This window comes from Embleya sp. NBC_00888 (assembly GCF_045207655.1).
In the GTDB taxonomy this organism is placed as follows: domain Bacteria; phylum Actinomycetota; class Actinomycetes; order Streptomycetales; family Streptomycetaceae; genus Embleya.
On the sequence record NZ_CP108784.1, the window covers coordinates 3,386,997 to 3,403,235 of the forward strand.

12 protein-coding genes are annotated in these 16,239 nt (G+C 70.8%); 4 read left to right on the plus strand and 8 right to left on the minus strand.

Annotation, left to right across the window (positions count from 1 at the left end; translation table 11 throughout):
• Positions 1–64 precede the first annotated feature (64 nt).
• Together OG948_RS13885 and OG948_RS13890 are read right to left on the minus strand one after the other, a co-directional pair.
• Positions 65–1,045: a helix-turn-helix domain-containing protein gene (locus OG948_RS13885; protein ID WP_406296633.1), complete on the minus strand. Its 981-nt coding sequence runs from the start codon at positions 1,043–1,045 to the stop codon at positions 65–67.
• 767 nt (positions 1,046–1,812) lie between these two features.
• On the minus strand, positions 1,813–3,180 hold the full coding sequence (locus OG948_RS13890; protein WP_406296635.1) for an FAD-binding oxidoreductase: 1,368 nt from the start codon (positions 3,178–3,180) through the stop codon (positions 1,813–1,815).
• A gap of 72 nt (positions 3,181–3,252) precedes the next feature.
• Between OG948_RS13890 and OG948_RS13895 the strand changes: the two genes are divergently transcribed.
• The 4 genes from OG948_RS13895 to OG948_RS13910 all read left to right on the plus strand — a co-directional run bounded on the left by OG948_RS13895 (position 3,253) and on the right by OG948_RS13910 (position 6,628).
• On the plus strand, positions 3,253–3,723 hold the full coding sequence (locus tag OG948_RS13895) for an Lrp/AsnC family transcriptional regulator (RefSeq protein WP_406296637.1): 471 nt from the start codon (positions 3,253–3,255) through the stop codon (positions 3,721–3,723).
• A gap of 193 nt (positions 3,724–3,916) precedes the next feature.
• A complete protein-coding gene (locus OG948_RS13900; RefSeq protein ID WP_406300252.1) occupies positions 3,917–4,564 on the plus strand; it encodes an ABC transporter permease in 648 nt (215 codons plus the stop codon).
• Entirely contained in the window at positions 4,557–5,813 is a 1,257-nt protein-coding gene (locus OG948_RS13905) for an ATP-binding cassette domain-containing protein (RefSeq protein ID WP_406296639.1), read from the plus strand. Before OG948_RS13900 ends, OG948_RS13905 begins: the two co-directional genes overlap by 8 nt.
• A complete protein-coding gene (locus tag OG948_RS13910) occupies positions 5,810–6,628 on the plus strand; it encodes an ABC transporter permease (protein WP_406296641.1) in 819 nt (272 codons plus the stop codon). The genes OG948_RS13905 and OG948_RS13910 overlap by 4 nt, the downstream gene beginning before the upstream one ends.
• 194 nt (positions 6,629–6,822) lie before the next feature.
• Here the strand turns inward: OG948_RS13910 and OG948_RS13915 are convergent, their stop codons facing one another.
• The 6 genes from OG948_RS13915 to OG948_RS13940 all read right to left on the minus strand — a co-directional run bounded on the left by OG948_RS13915 (position 6,823) and on the right by OG948_RS13940 (position 16,223).
• A complete protein-coding gene (locus tag OG948_RS13915; RefSeq protein WP_406296643.1) occupies positions 6,823–7,602 on the minus strand; it encodes a PDZ domain-containing protein in 780 nt (259 codons plus the stop codon).
• An 86-nt stretch (positions 7,603–7,688) separates the two neighbouring features.
• Positions 7,689–8,360, minus strand: a complete 672-nt coding sequence (locus OG948_RS13920; RefSeq protein ID WP_406296644.1) for an IclR family transcriptional regulator — start codon at positions 8,358–8,360, stop codon at positions 7,689–7,691.
• Positions 8,361–9,028: 668 nt separating this feature from the next.
• A complete protein-coding gene (locus OG948_RS13925; protein ID WP_406296646.1) occupies positions 9,029–10,810 on the minus strand; it encodes a DEAD/DEAH box helicase in 1,782 nt (593 codons plus the stop codon).
• A 442-nt stretch (positions 10,811–11,252) separates the two neighbouring features.
• The gene (locus tag OG948_RS13930) at positions 11,253–12,266 is read right to left on the minus strand and encodes a phosphotransferase family protein (RefSeq protein WP_406296648.1); all 1,014 of its coding nucleotides are present in this window, start codon (positions 12,264–12,266) and stop codon (positions 11,253–11,255) included.
• Positions 12,263–14,752, minus strand: a complete 2,490-nt coding sequence (locus OG948_RS13935) for a hypothetical protein (protein WP_406296650.1) — start codon at positions 14,750–14,752, stop codon at positions 12,263–12,265. Before OG948_RS13935 ends, OG948_RS13930 begins: the two co-directional genes overlap by 4 nt.
• Before the next feature lie 133 nt (positions 14,753–14,885).
• Positions 14,886–16,223, minus strand: coding sequence for an MFS transporter (locus OG948_RS13940; RefSeq protein WP_406296652.1), 1,338 nt, complete (start codon positions 16,221–16,223; stop codon positions 14,886–14,888).
• Positions 16,224–16,239: the final 16 nt, after the last annotated feature.

Sequence of the window (16,239 nt, forward strand, 5' to 3'; positions counted from 1 at the left end):
GAGGCCACTCAGCCGGCCGGCACATGAGGCCACTCAGCCCGGCCGGCGCATGAGGCCAACCCCGTCACTCAACCCAATTCGCATCCGGGGCCACCGCCCCGAACAGAACCTGCACCCCCACCACCCGCAGCAACGCCAACCGATCCGCCGCCGAACTTCCGGGCGCAGCCGTGTACACGACCAACCGCTGCCCCGCCTCCACGGCATCAAGCACCTGGCACCGCAAGGCGATCTCCCCGACCTCCGGATGCCGAATCGTCTCCTCCACCTCACGCCGCCCAGCCACCCCATGCCCAGCCACCCCAGGCCGCGCATCCACCCCAGGCCGCACGTCCCCCTCAGACCGCCCGTCCCCTTCGGACCGCCCGTCCACCCCAGGCCGCCCGTCCACCCCGGGCGGCCACGCCCGCCCCTCATCCCACAGCGCCGCGAACTCCGCCGACTCCGAGCGCAACCGCGCCACCAGCGCCGCCGGTCGAGCGTCGTCCCTCCGCACCTCACCGGCGGCACGCAGATCCGCCACGTAAGCCCGGGACATCGCCTCCGCGTCCACCGCCCGATAGCGCACCCGCGAAGCCGGCTCGGTGAACCACCGCACCAGGAGGTTGCGCCCGACGTTCGGCCCCATCAGCGCCACCGCCATCGCGTTCTGCGCCAGCACGTCGCCCAGATCCGACAGCACCTGCGCCGGTACGTCGTGCAACCGGTCGAGCATCAGCAACAGCGCCGGCGACACGTGCTCGTCGCACCCCGACGACCGTCCCGGCGGCAGCTGCCCGGCCAGGTGGAAGAGATGATCGCGGCCGGCCCGGTCCAGCCGCAGCGCGCGGGCCAGCGCGGCGAGAAGTTGCGGCGACGGATTGGGACCCCGGTTCTGTTCCAGCCGCGCGTAGTAGTCGACCGACATCCCGGCCAGCCGCGCGACCTCCTCGCGCCGCAGCCCGGCGGTTCGTCGCCGGGCCCCGTCGGGCAGCCCCACATCCGCCGGGGAGAGCCGGCCGCGGCTGCACACCAGGAAGTCGGCCAGTTCGCGTCGATCGTTCATGCCCTCAGGATCGGCGCTCCCGAGCCCGGTAACCAGGGACCACTTGTCCCTGGATCGGCAGTCCCCGGTTGAGTAATCCACAGGGACGCGCGCAGTGATCGAAGGCCGCGTTCACGCGCCGTGATCGCGCGGTCGAGTCCGGGGTCAGGCGGCGCGGCGGATCGCGGTGACGAGTCGGGCGGTGGCCTGGGCGCGTGCCTGTCGACGCCGGCGCAGCGCGATCGCCGCGACCCGTACCTCTCGACTGTCCCGCTTCTCCACGACCGCCACCTCCATCCGAACCCGCCCCGCCCGAGAGGGCGGCACCGTACGCCCCAACAGGAGCGACACCAGCAAATCTAGGCGCCGTACCCCCATCCGGGCGTCGGCCGGGAGTGCCGATCGGGCCTACTACCCCAGGACGACCCGAACCCCGAGCTACCCCCGAGGCATGCCCCCTCAGGAGTACGTGGTGGGACTTCCAAAGGACCAACACCGTCCCGAACCACCACAACCGGCCACCGCACCCGACCCACCGCACCGAGCCCCTACGGAGCCCCGACGGAGCCCCGACCAGGCCGGTGACCAAGCCCGTGTCCGAGCCACGACCGGACCGCTCGGCTACCCAGCCCGTGCCCCAGCCGCTCGCGTGCCCGAGGCGCATGCCGGCCAGAGGCCGGGCCCGTCGCGACCCCGTCCCGAACCAAGCCCCGCCACCCACGTCACCACAGCCCGCACACCACGACCCGACGACCCGAGGACCCGACATCCCCACGTCCCGGCCCCGCTCAGATCACCTTCCCCGGGTTGAGAATCCCCAGCGGATCGAACGCCGCCTTGACGCTTCGATGCACCCGCACGCCCACCGGCCCCAGTTCCTCGGCGAGCCAGTCCCGCTTGAGCATGCCCACACCGTGCTCGCCGGTGATCGTGCCACCGAGGTCCAGGCCCAGGCGCATGATCGCGTCGAACGCCACCCCGGCCCGCTCGACCGCCGCCGGGTCGGTCGCGTCGAAGATCACGATCGGGTGGGTGTTCCCGTCTCCCGCGTGCGCGCACACCCCGATCACCGTGTCGTGCCGCTCGGCGATCGCGGCCACCCCGTCGAGCATGTCCCCCAACCGCGAGCGCGGCACCGCGACGTCGTCGATCATGCTCGTGCCCAGCCGCTCCAGCGCGGGCAGCGCGAGCCGGCGGGCCTGCATGAACAGCGCCGAGTCCTCGGCGTCCTCGGCGGTGAACGCCTCGAACGCGCCGGCCTCGGTACAGATCGCCTCGATCGCGGCCAACTCGGCGGCGGGCTCCGGGGTGTCCACCGCGATCAGCAGCAGCGCGGCGCTGTGCTCCGGCAGACCCATGTTGGCCATCGCGTTCACCGCGCGCAGCGTGGTGCCGTCCATCAGCTCCATCAGCGAGGGGGTGTGCCCGGCCGCCATGATCGCCGAGACCGCGCGGGCCGCCGAACCCGTGCTCGCGAACTGGGCCACGGTCACCAGCGCGGGCGGCGGCGTGGGCCGCAGCGCGAGCGTGGCCCGGGTGACCACGCCGAGGGTGCCCTCCGCGCCGACGAACAGCCGGGTCAGGTCGTAGCCCGCGACGCCCTTGGCGGTCCGCCGTCCGGTGCGCAGCAGTTCCCCGTCGGCGAGCACCACGTCCAGGCCGAGCACGTACTCGGCGGTCACCCCGTACTTGACGCAGCACAGCCCGCCCGCGCCGGTGCCGATGTTGCCGCCGATCGTGCAGGTCTCCCAACTGGACGGGTCCGGCGGGTAGACCAGGCCGTACTCGGCGGTCGCCTTGGACAGATCGGCGTTGATCACACCCGCCTCGACCACGGCCGTGCGGTCGACGGGATCGATCTGCAGGATGCGGTTCATCCGGACCAGCGAGAGCACGATGCAGCCGTCGACGGCGTTGGCGCCGCCGGACAGGCCGGTGCGCGCGCCCTGCGGGACCACCGGTACCCGCAGTCGCGTGGCGACCCGCATCACGTGTCGGACCTGCTCGGTGGTCTCGGCAAGGACCACCACCGCAGGGTTACCGGCCGCACACAGGCCGGCCATGTCGCGCGCGTACGATGCGGCGATGTCCGCGTCCGTCACCAGGGCGTGCGCGGGTAGCTCCTCCCGCAATGCCTCGATCAGGTCGGTGGTCATGCTGCCTCCCGGTGTGGCCGTGAATGGCCCCAGGGTAGGCACCGGGAAACCAGTCCCCCGAGGGAGGGCACCTTGCAGATCGACCGGTTGGATGCCGCGCTGATCCGGCTGTTGGTGGAAACACCGCGGATCGGTGTCGTGGAGTGTTCGCGCCGGCTCGCGGTGGCACGCGGAACCGTACAGGCGCGCCTCGATCGACTGCGCGAGGCAGGGGTGATCAGGGGCTTCGGGCCGGACGTGGACCCCGCCACGCTCGGCTTCTCGGTGACCGCGTTCGCCACTCTGGAGATCCGCCAGGGGCAGGGGCGCGACCTGCGCAAGGACCTGGAGTGTGTGCCACAGGTGCTCGAAGTACACGCGATCACCGGTCGGGGCGACCTGCTGTGCCGGATCGTCGCGCGCTCGAACGCGCACCTGCAACGGGTGATCGAGCAGATCATCGAACTGGACGGGGTGGTCCGCGCGTCCACCACGATCGCGCTGGAGAACCCGGTGCCCTACCGGGTGTTGCCCTTGGTGGAGTGCGCGGTGACGGACGGCTGACAGCGGCGCCCGCAGGGGTGAACGCGGGGCCGGGAGGACGGGTGCGGGTCACCGGCACCGGACCCGAGCCGGACGGGTGACAGCGCACCGGAACGGGTGACGAATCGGACCCGCTCGGCCCATCCCGCGTTTCCCGGACGTACCACGACGGTAACCGACCGCGGTCGGCACCGGGTTCGCGGGAAGGGCTGTGTTGAGCTTCTGGGACTACGTCTCCAGCCGCCGCGAGCAGCTTTGGATCGAGACCTGGATGCACGCGAGCGCCGTGTTCCAGTACATGGTGATCGCGACGCCGATCGGGGTCGTGGTGGCGATCGCCACCTACCGCGGCGCGCTCGCGTCCCGGATCGCGATCGGCACCACCGCGACCATCCTGATCATTCCCTCGTTCGCGCTGCTCGGCCTGCCGATCCCGCTGCTCGGCCTCGGTGTCGCACCGACCGTGGTCGCACTGGTGCCGTACGCGCTGCTGCGAATCGTGCGCAACGCCATCGTGGGTCTGGCCGGCGTGGATCCACAGCTTGTGGACGCCGCGCGCGGGATCGGGATGAACCGGGCGATGATCCTGCTCCGCGTCGAATTGCCGCTCGCGTGGCCCGCGCTGCTCACCGGCATCCGGATGTCCACCCGGATGATCATGGGCATCGCGGCGATCTCGGCCTTTGTGTCGGGTCCGGGACTGGGCAACGAGATCTTCACCGGACTGGCCCGCCTGGGCAGCGAGAACGCGATCAACGCGGCCTGGGCGGGCACCCTGGGCGTGGTCGTGTCGGCCCTCCTCTTCGACGCCGCGTACGTGCTCCTCGGCCGGCTGACCGTCTCCAGGGGGATCCGTGACTGACGTCAACGGCGCGACGATTCGACTCGAAGAGCTCACCAAGCACTTCCCCGGGCAGCGGACGGCCGCCGTCGATCGGGTCACCCTGGAGATCCCGGCCGGCCAATTCGTGGTGTTCGTCGGTCCGTCCGGCAGCGGCAAGACCACCACGATGAAGATGATCAACCGGCTGATCGAGCCGACCTCGGGGCAGATCTCGATCGACGACCGGGACGTCACCCACCTGGATCCGGTCAAGGTGCGCCGCAAGATCGGCTACGCGATCCGGAACAGCGGTCTGTTCCCGCACATGACGGTCGCTCAGAACATCGCGCTGGTGCCGAGGATGCTCGGCTGGGGCCGGTCGAAGGTGTCCACCCGGGTGGACGAACTCCTGGAGACCGTGGGCCTGGACAGCGCCGAGTTCCGCAACCGATATCCGCGCCAACTCTCCGGCGGTCAACAGCAGCGGGTCGGCATCGCGCGAGCACTCGCGGGCGACCCGCCGGTGTTGTTGATGGACGAGCCGTTCGGCGCGGTCGACCCCATCACGCGCGGCCACCTCCAGGACGAACTCATCCGGATCCAACACGAGTTGCACAAGACGATCGTGTTCGTCACGCACGACTTCGACGAGGCGGTCAAGCTCGGCGACAAGATCGTGGTGCTACGCGAGCAGTCGCACGTCGCCCAGTACGACACCCCCGAGGCGATCCTGACCAACCCGGCCGACGAGTTCGTGGCCGGCTTCGTCGGGGCGGGCGCCGCGCTGAAGCGGCTGACCCTGTCCCGGGTGCGCGACGTCGAGGTGAAGCCGTTCGCCACCGCGGGGATGCGCGACGACATCGAGACGATCCGCCGGGCCGCGGGCGAGCACCGGGCCGACGAGGTGCTGCTGTTGGACGACCGGCGCCGGCCCACCCGTTGGCTGCGGCGCGAGAAGGTCCGGCGCGGCGGCCCCGGGCTCGCGGTGGCCGCGCACGAGGTGGGCGACACGGTCACCCGCGACGCGACGCTGCGGGACGCGCTGGACGTGATCCTGACCGAGGGCGGCGGCAAGGTCGCGGTCACCGGCGCACGCGGCGAGTACGTCGGGGTGGTCTCGATCGAGACGCTGATGGCGTCGATCCAGGAGATGCTCGAAGCCGACCGCGAGGCCGCGCGCGAGCACCTGGAGGAGTCGGAGGCGCGGCGCGAGGTGCAGCGCTTGGAGGAGGAACGGCGCGCCGGTCACCAGGACGGCGCACACGCGGCCGAGAACGGCCGGCGGTGAGCGGCGGACCGCAGGTGCGCCCGGTCGGGCCCACGGTCGACACCGAGACCCGCGCCGCGCTGCCCTCGCGCTTTCGGTGGACCGACTTCGTGGTGATGCCGATCTTCCTGGGCCTGGTGCTGCTCGTGTTGTGGCAGGGGGTCGACCACCAGGAGCCGGATCCGATCGAACGTGTCACGCCGGCCTGGCCCAACGTCCGCCGCCGGATCATCGAGCACATCCAATTGACCGCGGTGTCCACGGTGTTGGTGCTGGTGCTGGTGCTGGTGATCGCGATCCCGCCGGGCATCGTGCCGACCCGCCGACGGGCCCGCCGATTCGCGCCGTTCGCACCGGCGCCGGCCGACATCGGTCAGGCCACGCCGGCGATCGGGCTGCTCGTACTGCTCACGCTGTGGTTGGGCGTGGGTGTCGAGGTGGCCATCATCGGCGCGGTGGCCTACGCGGTGCTCCCGGTGCCGAGCAGCACCATCGCCGGCCTCAAGGACGTGGACCGGCAACCGGTCGAGGCGGCGCGCGGGATCGGCACGTCCATGCCGGGCGTCCTGTTCAGGGTCGAACTCCCGCTCGCGGTACCGCTCGTGCCGGCCGGCGTACGCAACGCACCGGTGCTGAACGTGGGCATCGCGACGCCGGCCACGTTCGTCGACGCGGGCGGGCTCGGCGACGTCATCCAGGACGGGATCCTGCTCCAGCGCACGCTCGTGCTGATCGTCGGCAGCGTGCCGACCGTGGTGCTCGCGCTCACGGTGGACTGGCCGGCGTCCCTCGCCGAGACGGGCCTGCGTCCGCGCGGTCTGCGGGCCGGGGGTTGACCATGGAACGGGGACCGACGATGCGTCACGCGCCTTGGCGCGCTGTCCTGTCGGCCGAACTCCCCTCGGCCCGGCCGGCGCTCGAGGCCAACCCAGCCAAACGAGCGCCCGAGGTCAGCCGAACTCCCCTCGGCCCGACCGTCGCATGAGGTCAGCCGAACCCAATCCGGCCCGGCCGGCGCTTGAGGCCAAAATCAACACGAGGCGACTTTGCCCCCCGCGTTCAACGCGTTGAGCGCGTCGACCGCCCCCGAGAGCGTCTCGACCGGAACCAACCGAAGCCCCCCGGATTCCACCCGCCCAGCCTCCCCGCACTCCCCCTTCGGCAACACGAACACCGTCGCCCCCGCCCGCTTCGCCGCCAACAGCTTCATCGGCAGCCCACCGATCTCGCCGACCTTGCCATTGCCGTCGATCGACCCCGTGCCGGCGATCGTCCGTCCGCCCGTGAGTTGACCCTCGGTCAGCTTGTCCACGATGCCCAGCGCGAAGAACAGACCCGCGCTCGGCCCGCCGACATCGCTCAGATGCAGCGTGACCTTGACCTGGTCCGGCGACTTGCCGAGGTACTTCAGCGCCGCGACGGTCGCGCTGTCCTGCGACTTGACCATGTCCTTGGCGTTGGTCTCGACGACCTGCTCGATTGATTTGCCGTCCGGGTAGACGGACTTCCTCGGGACAACCGCCTCTTCCGTGTCCCACCACGCACCGAGCAGCGACGCCAGCCGGTGCTTCTCGTCGCGTCCGCTCGCGTGGATCGTGGTCAACAACAGGTGCCCGGTCGTCGGGTACACCGTGGCGGGCCCGGAGATCTCGACCACCGGCCGCCCCGCGTCGTCGCCGAGTGTGTCGGCCACCGATCCCGGTGTGATCAGGACGTACGGCATCGGCACCAGGAACGCGAAGCCGAACAGGATCGCGACGAGGAGCAGAGACACCGGGAGGGTGAGCTTGGTACGGGCCACGCCTGGCATTAAACACGGCCCGGCCCGACGCGCCGTACCGGACTCACCCCACCCGCACCGCGACCCGGGTCGTCCGCCGCGTCGCGCCGTCCGACCTATGCGGCGGAGACGCGCATTCCGCCCAGTTCGTCGGACAACTCGGCCGCCGCCTCGGCCACCCGGCGGCCCAGTCGTTCGGTGTCCAGGTTGCCCAGCGAGACGATCCCGACGCTCGACTCGACGGCGGCGAGATCGGGCACCGAGGCGGCGATCCCGGGCACCGTGTGCCGACCGTCGCCGGGCGCGTACACGTAGGACCTGGGCCCGTCCAGCCCCGCCACCACCCGGCGCGCGGCCAGGATCGCCAGACCCGCCGCGCCCGCGTCCAGCGCGTGCCGCGAACCGACCCGGTAGGCCACGTGGTAGTCGGTCCAAGTGGGCTCGGCCACCGCGACCACCAGGGCCTCCATGCCGTCCACGATGGTCAGGTGCGCGGTGGCCCCGGTCTCCTCGGCGAGCCGGCGCAGACATGGCACCGCCGCGTCGCGGACCAGCGGATGCGCCCGACGGGCCAGTTGCAGCGCGCCCAGACCGAGTGTGGTGCGGCCGCTGTCGTCGCGCCGGACCAGGCCGTGCTGTTCGAGTGTGGCGAGGATGCGATAGACGACGGTGCGATTGACGCCGAGTGCGGCGGCGATGTCGTGTACCGACAATCCGTCCGAGGCATCGGCGAGCAGTTCGAGGACCTTGAGCCCTCGGTCCAGGGTCTGTGACGTTTCGGCGACCACCGGCCCCCCTCCCTTCGCGTGACGTTGCATTACGTCCAGCGGCGCTCGATCCCCGAACGGAACGCCACATTCGCGAGGCTGTGCGGCGCCAGGTCATGGGGCCAGGACACGTACTCGTCACCACTCGGCGGGCAGGCCGAACGGATTCCCACGTCCGAGCAGGACGGTTTCTCCTGCTCGGCGCGTCGGAGGATCACGCTAACCAGAGAGGGCACTTTTGGCACCGGATATCCGGGATACGGACAGGAAAAATAACAGATCTTTCGGGACATGTAGCACGTAATGTGTAATTCGCCAAATGCGATCCTCGCCACGTCCCCCCGAGAGCATGACCGGACGGCTCCGTACTCACCAGTCGGACACATCGTCCCAACCAATGAGATAGCCACTCCGACCGACACCCCGGCCGACACCCGGATCGACCACACGACCGGCCCCGAATCCGCAGCCTGATCGCATCCGGACCGGACTCGTGCCGACACCCGGGCACCAAAGCACAGCCGAGCCCGCAATCGCGACTCGATGATCTGGTGACCGATGATCCAGCGACAAACGATCCGGTGGCCGATGATCTGGTGACCCTCGACCCTCGACCCGCGGCCCGACGACGAGGCGACCGGATGACCCGATGCCCCGATGACGGCTCCGGCCACCCGGCCCCGCGCGAATCAGCGCCCGGACGTGGCCCACTCGCGGATCTTGCCGATCCGCGCCTCCAACTGTCCAACCGACGCCTGTGCCACCGCCGGCCCGCCGCACACCCGGCGCAGCTCGTTGTGGATCTGTCCGTGGGTCTGCCCGGTGCGGTGGTGCCAAGCGGCCACCATCGTGTTGAGTTCCTTGCGCATCGCCGTCATCTGACGGTGCGTCACCACCGGGCGCTGGTCGGCCGGCTTCTCCGACAGGTCGGCCTGGTGGTCCGGCTTGCGCCGGCTCTTGGCCACCTGCTTGGCCTGCCGGGACTGGAGCAGCATCTGGACCTGGTCGGGTTCGAGCAACCCGGGAAGGCCGAGGTACTCCTCTTCCTCCTCGCTGCCCACGTGCGCCTGAAGCCCGAACTCCGCGCCGTCGAACAGCACCCGGTCGAAGCGCGCCTCGCTCTCCAGCGCCTCGAACGCGAACTCCTCCTGCTGCCCCGGCTCGTCCTTCTGCGCGTTGGCCTGCGCGAGGAGGGCGTCCTCCTCGTCGTACATCCCGCCCTCCTTCTTCGGACGGTCCAGCACGTGGTCGCGCTCGATCTCCATCTCGTTCGCGTGCTGGAGCAGCGTCGGCACGGAGGGCAGGAACACCGACGCGGTCTCGCCCCGGCGCCGGGCCCGGACGAAGCGCCCCACGGCCTGCGCGAAGAACAGCGGCGTGGAAATCGTGGTGGCGAACACGCCCACCGAGAGGCGGGGTACGTCCACGCCCTCGGACACCATCCGCACCGCGACCATCCAGCGGTCCTCGGACGCGGAGAAGTCCTCGATCTTCTTCGACGCGCCGGCGTCGTCGGACAACACCAGGGTGGCGCCCTGTCCGGTGATCTCGCGGATCATCCGCGCGTACGCCCGAGCCGACTCGTGGTCGGTGGCGATCACCAGGCCGCCGGCGTCCGGGATGGCCTTGCGTACCTCGCCCAGCCGCTTGTCGGCGGCCCGCAACACCTGCGGCATCCACGAGCCCTGCGGATCCAGCGCGGTACGCCAGGCCTGGCTGATCGCGTCCTTGGTCATCGGCTCGCCGAGCGAGGCCGCGATCTCGTCGCCGGCCTTGGTCCGCCAGCGCAGGTCGCCCGAGTAGGACAGGAAGATGACCGGGCGTACCACGCCGTCCGAGAGCGCGTGGCCGTAGCCGTAGGTGTAGTCGGCGGACGAGCGGCGGATCCCGTCCTTGCCCTCCTCGTACGCGACGAACGGAATCGGGTTGATGTCCGAGCGGAACGGCGTGCCGGTCAGCGCGAGCCGGCGGGTGGCCGGCTCGAACGCCTCCATGCACGCCTCGCCCCACGACTTGCTGTCGCCCGCGTGGTGGATCTCGTCCAGGATCACCAGCGTCTTGCGGTTCTCCACCCGGCGGCGGTGCAACATCGGATGCACGCCGACACCCGCGTAGGTGACCGCGATGCCGTGGTACTCCCGGGAGACCGGGCCCGACGAGCTCGAATAGTTCGGGTCGATCCGCAGGCCTATGCGCGCGGCGGCCTCGGCCCACTGCTTCTTGAGGTGCTCGGTCGGCGCGACGATGGTGATCTGGTGGATCACGTGCGCGTCCAGCAGTTCGGAGGCGATCCGCAGCGCGAACGTGGTCTTGCCGGCGCCCGGCGTGGCCACCGCGAGGAAGTCGCGCGGTTGGCGTGCGAGGTAGGTGTCGAGGGCCCCCTGCTGCCATGCGCGCAGCTTGTTCGCGGTGCCCCAGGAGGCACGGTTCGGGAAGGCCGGGGACAGATGGGACGCGGCTGCGGTACTCACTGCGACGGGTCTGCTCCAGGCCGAGGGGGCGATCGCGGGCAAGCGATCAGGCTACCCGAGCCCCCGCCCGATTCCGCGCGCCCACGACTTCCGCGCCCCGAAACCCGGGCCGCCGAACGGCGATTCCGCCGGGAACACCGGCCCGACCGCCCCTCGAACCCACCCTCCCACCCGATCTCCGGCGCGTCCCGACCACGCCCCGACAAACCACGACCCACCCACCCACACCCACCCCGAGCCAAGCCACCCGGCCACGTCGCCCGCTCCACCCCACGGGCCACACGCCCTGCCCGGCGCACTCGGCGCACTCGCCACGATCGTCCTCAGCCGTCTGCTGCGCGGCCGCGCCCCCGGCCGACTCGCCATCCGAGACGCCCTCCTCACGCGCGCCCGCGCCCTCGGCGCGATCCCCCTCACCCGCCACCTCCGCCGCCCGCCGAGCTCACTCCCGCACAGGCCCGTGCACGCCGAGAACCCGCCGGATCTCCCCGGGGTCCAGCGGGTCGCCCACGCCCCACACGACCCGGGCCCGGTTGAGCTTCGTGGTCAGCGAACCCACGAGTCGGGCCTCGGTAGCCGGGTCGACCGCGGCCAGGATCAATTTGGAGTACCGCACCGTGTCGACGAGAGCCGACTTGACGCGTTCGTGCCGGATGTACACGGGAAGATCCGCGAGAGCCTCGGTGCGCACGTCGTCGGGCATCGCCGCGAGCCACCCGCTCCGCACCGCGTCGGCTTCGTCCGGGAAGTAGTCCATCTTGTGCAGGTGTACGGCCAGGTCGTACAACGGGTCCCCCCAGAGGGCGAGTTCCCAGTCGAGGAAGTAGGTCCGACCGGCGGCCACGATGACGTTCTTGCGATGGACGTCACAGTGCAACGCGCGAAACGGGCGACACGTCAGGGCGGACCAGTCCGCTTCCACCCGGGCGAGCGGATCCGCCGGGACCCCCAACGCCGCGTACAGCGACGCATAGGGCGTCCGGAAGCGCCGCCAGACGTCGGCGGTGACCGCCGAGAGACGCGCCCCGAACCCGGCGGTGTCCCCGTCCTTGGGCCAATCCGCGGGCAACGCGGGAAGCACGTCGAGCGGCACTCTCGACAGGTCCCGGAAGAAGCCCACCACGTCTGTCGCCAGGTGCGCGGGCACCGACCGCCCGCGTGGCGCGAGCACGTCCAGCACGTCACCCGGGATGAACCGGTGGATCTGGAACGCCGGATCATCCGAGACGTGCAAAACGTCGGGGATCACCGAGATCCACGGCGCGACCGCCCGGATCACGTCCTGCTCCGGCCACACACGCAGATCCATGCCGTCCGCACCGTGAATCGGGATCCGGACGATCACCGGCCCGTCGTCCGTCTCGGATCGCACGTTGTCGTTGTAGAACCCGGAAGCGCTGATTCCCGATTCACACGCCGTGCGATAGAGCGTCAGCGGATCCGGCGTCATGCTCATTCCCCCAGGATGGTGGCGACCCATGCGTCGACTCTTCCCTCCAACGCCTCCAGGGAGTCGACCGGACGGATCACCGCGCGGGCTCGCGCGAGGGAGGCCGCGTGAACCGGTCGTTCCAGGCCGGCTCTGCGCAGTACGTGCAAGGACGCGAGCACGAGCGTCGGATACACCTCCGCACCTTCGAATTCACGAATCGCCCACTCCGCGGTACCGCGGGCGTTCTCGGATTCGCCGCGGCGGAGCAGCACGAGGGACCGGACCAGTTGGGCGCGGGCGGTGCCCGAACGGTAACGCGCACGTCCGAGGACCTCCAGGGCGGTGTCCAACGACGCCTCGGCCTCGACGACGCGCCCGCACCGAAGCAGGGCCAGGGCTTTGGCCGTGTACGCCTTGCCCAACTCGTGCAGGGCGCCGATGTCGCGCTGCACCGCGATCGCCTCGTCCGCCACGTCACCGGCGTGCTCGGGTTCGGTCCAGGCCAGGAACTCGGCGCGATTGACCACCAGATTCGCCAGGCGGACCGCGGATCCGGCCTCCAGGTAGTGCAGTTGCGCCTGATCCAGGTTGCTGCGGGCGGCCGGGAAGTCGAACGCGAACCGCCGACCCAGGTGGATCAGCCTCGCCGTGTCCCCACGCAACAGGTGTTCGTCGCGGCGCAGTGTGGCGGTGAGCCCGTCGACCACGTTCTCCGCGTCGCGAAAGCGCCCGCCGGCCATGTAGAGGTCGGCTGCCCACAACGCCGCGCTTCGGCCCTCGGGAACCGTGGCCTGCTGCCACAACGACGAGTACCGGGTGAGCGCCTCCGAGGTCCGTCCGAGCATCCGCAACGCGTCAGCGCCGGCCAGTGCCAGCCGCACCTGGGCCGAGCTGCCGCCCTCGACACCCGCCAACCCTCGGGTCAAGGCCTCGGCATGCTCGGCGTCTCCGACCAGGATCGCGGTCTCGGCCTCGACGCAGCGCGCGGCCATCTCCAACTCGGCGCGCGGTTGGTCGTCCGCCGCACAGAACCGCCGAACGTCCTCGACGACTCCGCCCAGGGACCGAATGCCGCCGCTCGCGGCGATCTCCGCCGCGAGCGTGAGCAGCTCACCGGGCCCGAACTCACCGGCGTAGAGACTGTGGAAGGCCACCTCGCGCAGGTGCACGCCCGTCGCGCGACGCGTGCTCGCGACTCCCGTCGCCACATTGTCGGCCCGGGCCCGCCACAGCGCCCGCAGCACGCGATGTACGGCCTGACGCGTCGCCGTCGTCTGGCGTGCCCTCAGCTCGGTCGCCATCAGTTGGTGCAACTGGAATCGCTCGGCACCCGCCGGTTGGACGAAGGAGTACGCGGTCAACGTCTCCCAGGTCCGCCGATCCGCCGACAGCCCGAACGCCGCCGCGACGGTGCGGAAGATGTCGTAGTCGATCGTGCGCGCCACGGCGAGGACTTCGAGCAGCCGGACCTCTTGCGCGTCCACGTGCTGGAGGAACCGTTCGAGGATCTCCTCCCCCGACACGGCCGGCGTCAACGCGCCGTCGCCCCGGTCCGCGCCGGTATCCGCGTCCAGGGCCAGGTTCAGGTAGAACGGCACACCGGAACTGGCCCTGGCCAGGGCGGTGCGCGCGCGGACGTCGGATACCCCATGCGCTTCGAGCAGTTCGACGCGCGCGGTCATGGGCAGCCCGTCCAGGGGCAGGGGGATCAGATGCGCGGTCCACTGGCTGTCGTACGCCTCCCAGCCCAGCGGCTCTCGGCTCGCGATCAGGACCAGGCCTCGGTCCAACTGCGACACGAGGTCCCGCAACCAGGCGTCGAGCCCGGCGGTCCGACCCGCTCGGGTGCTCCCGCCCACCAACGCCTCGTACGCGTCGACGCAGACGAGGTATCGCCGCTCCGCGCTCGCGCTGCGCAGGTCCTCGGCGAACAGGAACGTGGCGGCGTCGGCGAGTTCGGCGGGGTCGAGCTCGTCGAGCCGATGCAGGGTCTCGTCGTTCTTGAGCCATCGCCACCGCCTGAACCTCTCGGATGACCGACCGGCGACCCGGAGCAGTCCGCCGACGGTCCGAAAGATCGGCAGCCCGCCCACCGCGTCCGCGAGATCGGCCAGGACCTCGCTCTGCTGTCGAGCCGCCACATCGGCGAGGGAAATCTGCAGGTGGGGGTGCAGGCGCTGCCACAGGGCGAGGTATGCGAGGTCGTATCGCGGAAACGAGGCGCCCTGGGCACCGAGATTGGAGCGCAGCACCGCGAGCGCCGCGTCCTGCTCACGCAGCGCCGGGATCTGGAGGTCGAGCAGCACCGTTCGGGCCTCGGACTCCAGTCGTGACTGGCACTCGCGCAGGAACCGCGACTTCCCGATCCCGCCAACGCCGGTCACGTTCACGACCCGTAGGCCGTCCCCACCGGCGTTCCACGCGCCCTCGAAGATCGCCGTCGCCTCTTCCCGATCGACGAACCGGCGCTGAGAACCCGCGGACCTGCGAAATCGCGGTTGCAATGGCATGAGGTCCCCATCCCCGAAGCCCGCACCGCAGCAGGCACCCGGGACTCAGGGTAGTCGGACAGACCGAGAACCGTAACGAATTCGCCCCTCGATCGACGCCTTCCCGCCGGCTTCCCGGGTGACTCGGGTTCGGTCAGGGGGTGGTTTGGGGGCGGACTCTGGGGGCCAGGAGGGCGCCGAGGAGGGAGATGGTGAGCATGATGGCGAAGATCAGGGTGAAGACGCCCGCGTCCTTGCCGGTGCCCTCGTGGAGTGCGGCGAAGATGGCGCCGGCCAGGCCGACCATGACGATCGTGCCGAGCGAGTCGGCGACCTGGAGCGATGAGGAGTTGGTGCCGGACTCCTCGGGTGTGGACAGGTCGAGGGTGAGCACGCTCACCGAGGAGACGGCCATGCCCATGCCCGCGCCGCCGAAGAACCAGCCCACGGTGACCGTGTACGGGGACATGCCCGGGACCAGGGCCAGCAGTGCCCCGCCGATCGCGATCGCCACGAACAGGAAGCCCAGTTGGACCAGGCGGGGCCGGCGCTCGTGCGGCGAGCGGCCCTGATACCAGGAGCCGACCGCCCAGGACAACGCGCCGACGGTCAGGGTCAGTCCCGCCTGGGTCGGCGACAGGCCGTGTTCGCTGATCAGCATCAGCGGTACGAACGACTCGACCGCGAAGAAGGCACCGGCCAGCACGCCCCGGGACAGGATCACCGTCGGCAATCCGCGTACCGCGCGCAGCGTGCCCGCCGGCAGCAGCCGGGGTACCGTCACCGCCATCAGCGCCAGGCCCGCGACCAGTAGCAACACGCCCACCACGCTCAGGTGTTGGCCGCCGTACTGCAACATGCCCGCGCCCACCGAGGCGCCGACCGCCGCGCCTATCCGGCGGCGGTTCATCCGCGCCTCCGGGTCCGGTTCGCTCGCCATCCGCTTGAGCTGCGGCAACATCATCACGATCGGCAGCGCCACCAGCACCGGGATGGCCAGGAACACCCAGCGCCAGCCCAGGTGATCGGTGACCAGGCCGGACACCGGCGGCCCGACGATCGAGGGCAGCACCCACGCCGCCGAGAACGCCGAGAACACGCGGGGGCGCAGCGCGGACGGGTACGCCTTGCCGACCACCACATACAGCGACACGATCACGAGCCGGCCGCCGAGGCCCTGCACGGCCCGGCCCACGATGAACGGCCACATCGACTGCGCGGTGCCGGCCAGCACGAGTCCGGCCGCGAACGCCCCGATCCCGCCGAACAGCGGCAGCCGGGGTCCACGCGCGTCACACCATTCGCCGGAGACCACCATGGCGAGCAGGCTCGTGGTGAAGAACGCGGAGAAGGCGAGGGCGTACAGCGGCACGCCGTCCAGTTCCTCGACCGCCACCGGCATCGCGGTGCCGACCGCCATCGCCTCGAAGGCGATCAGCAGGACGACCGACACGATCCCGAGGGTGAGGTGGAGATAGGGCCGGGTCAGCACACCGGGCTCCCCGTCG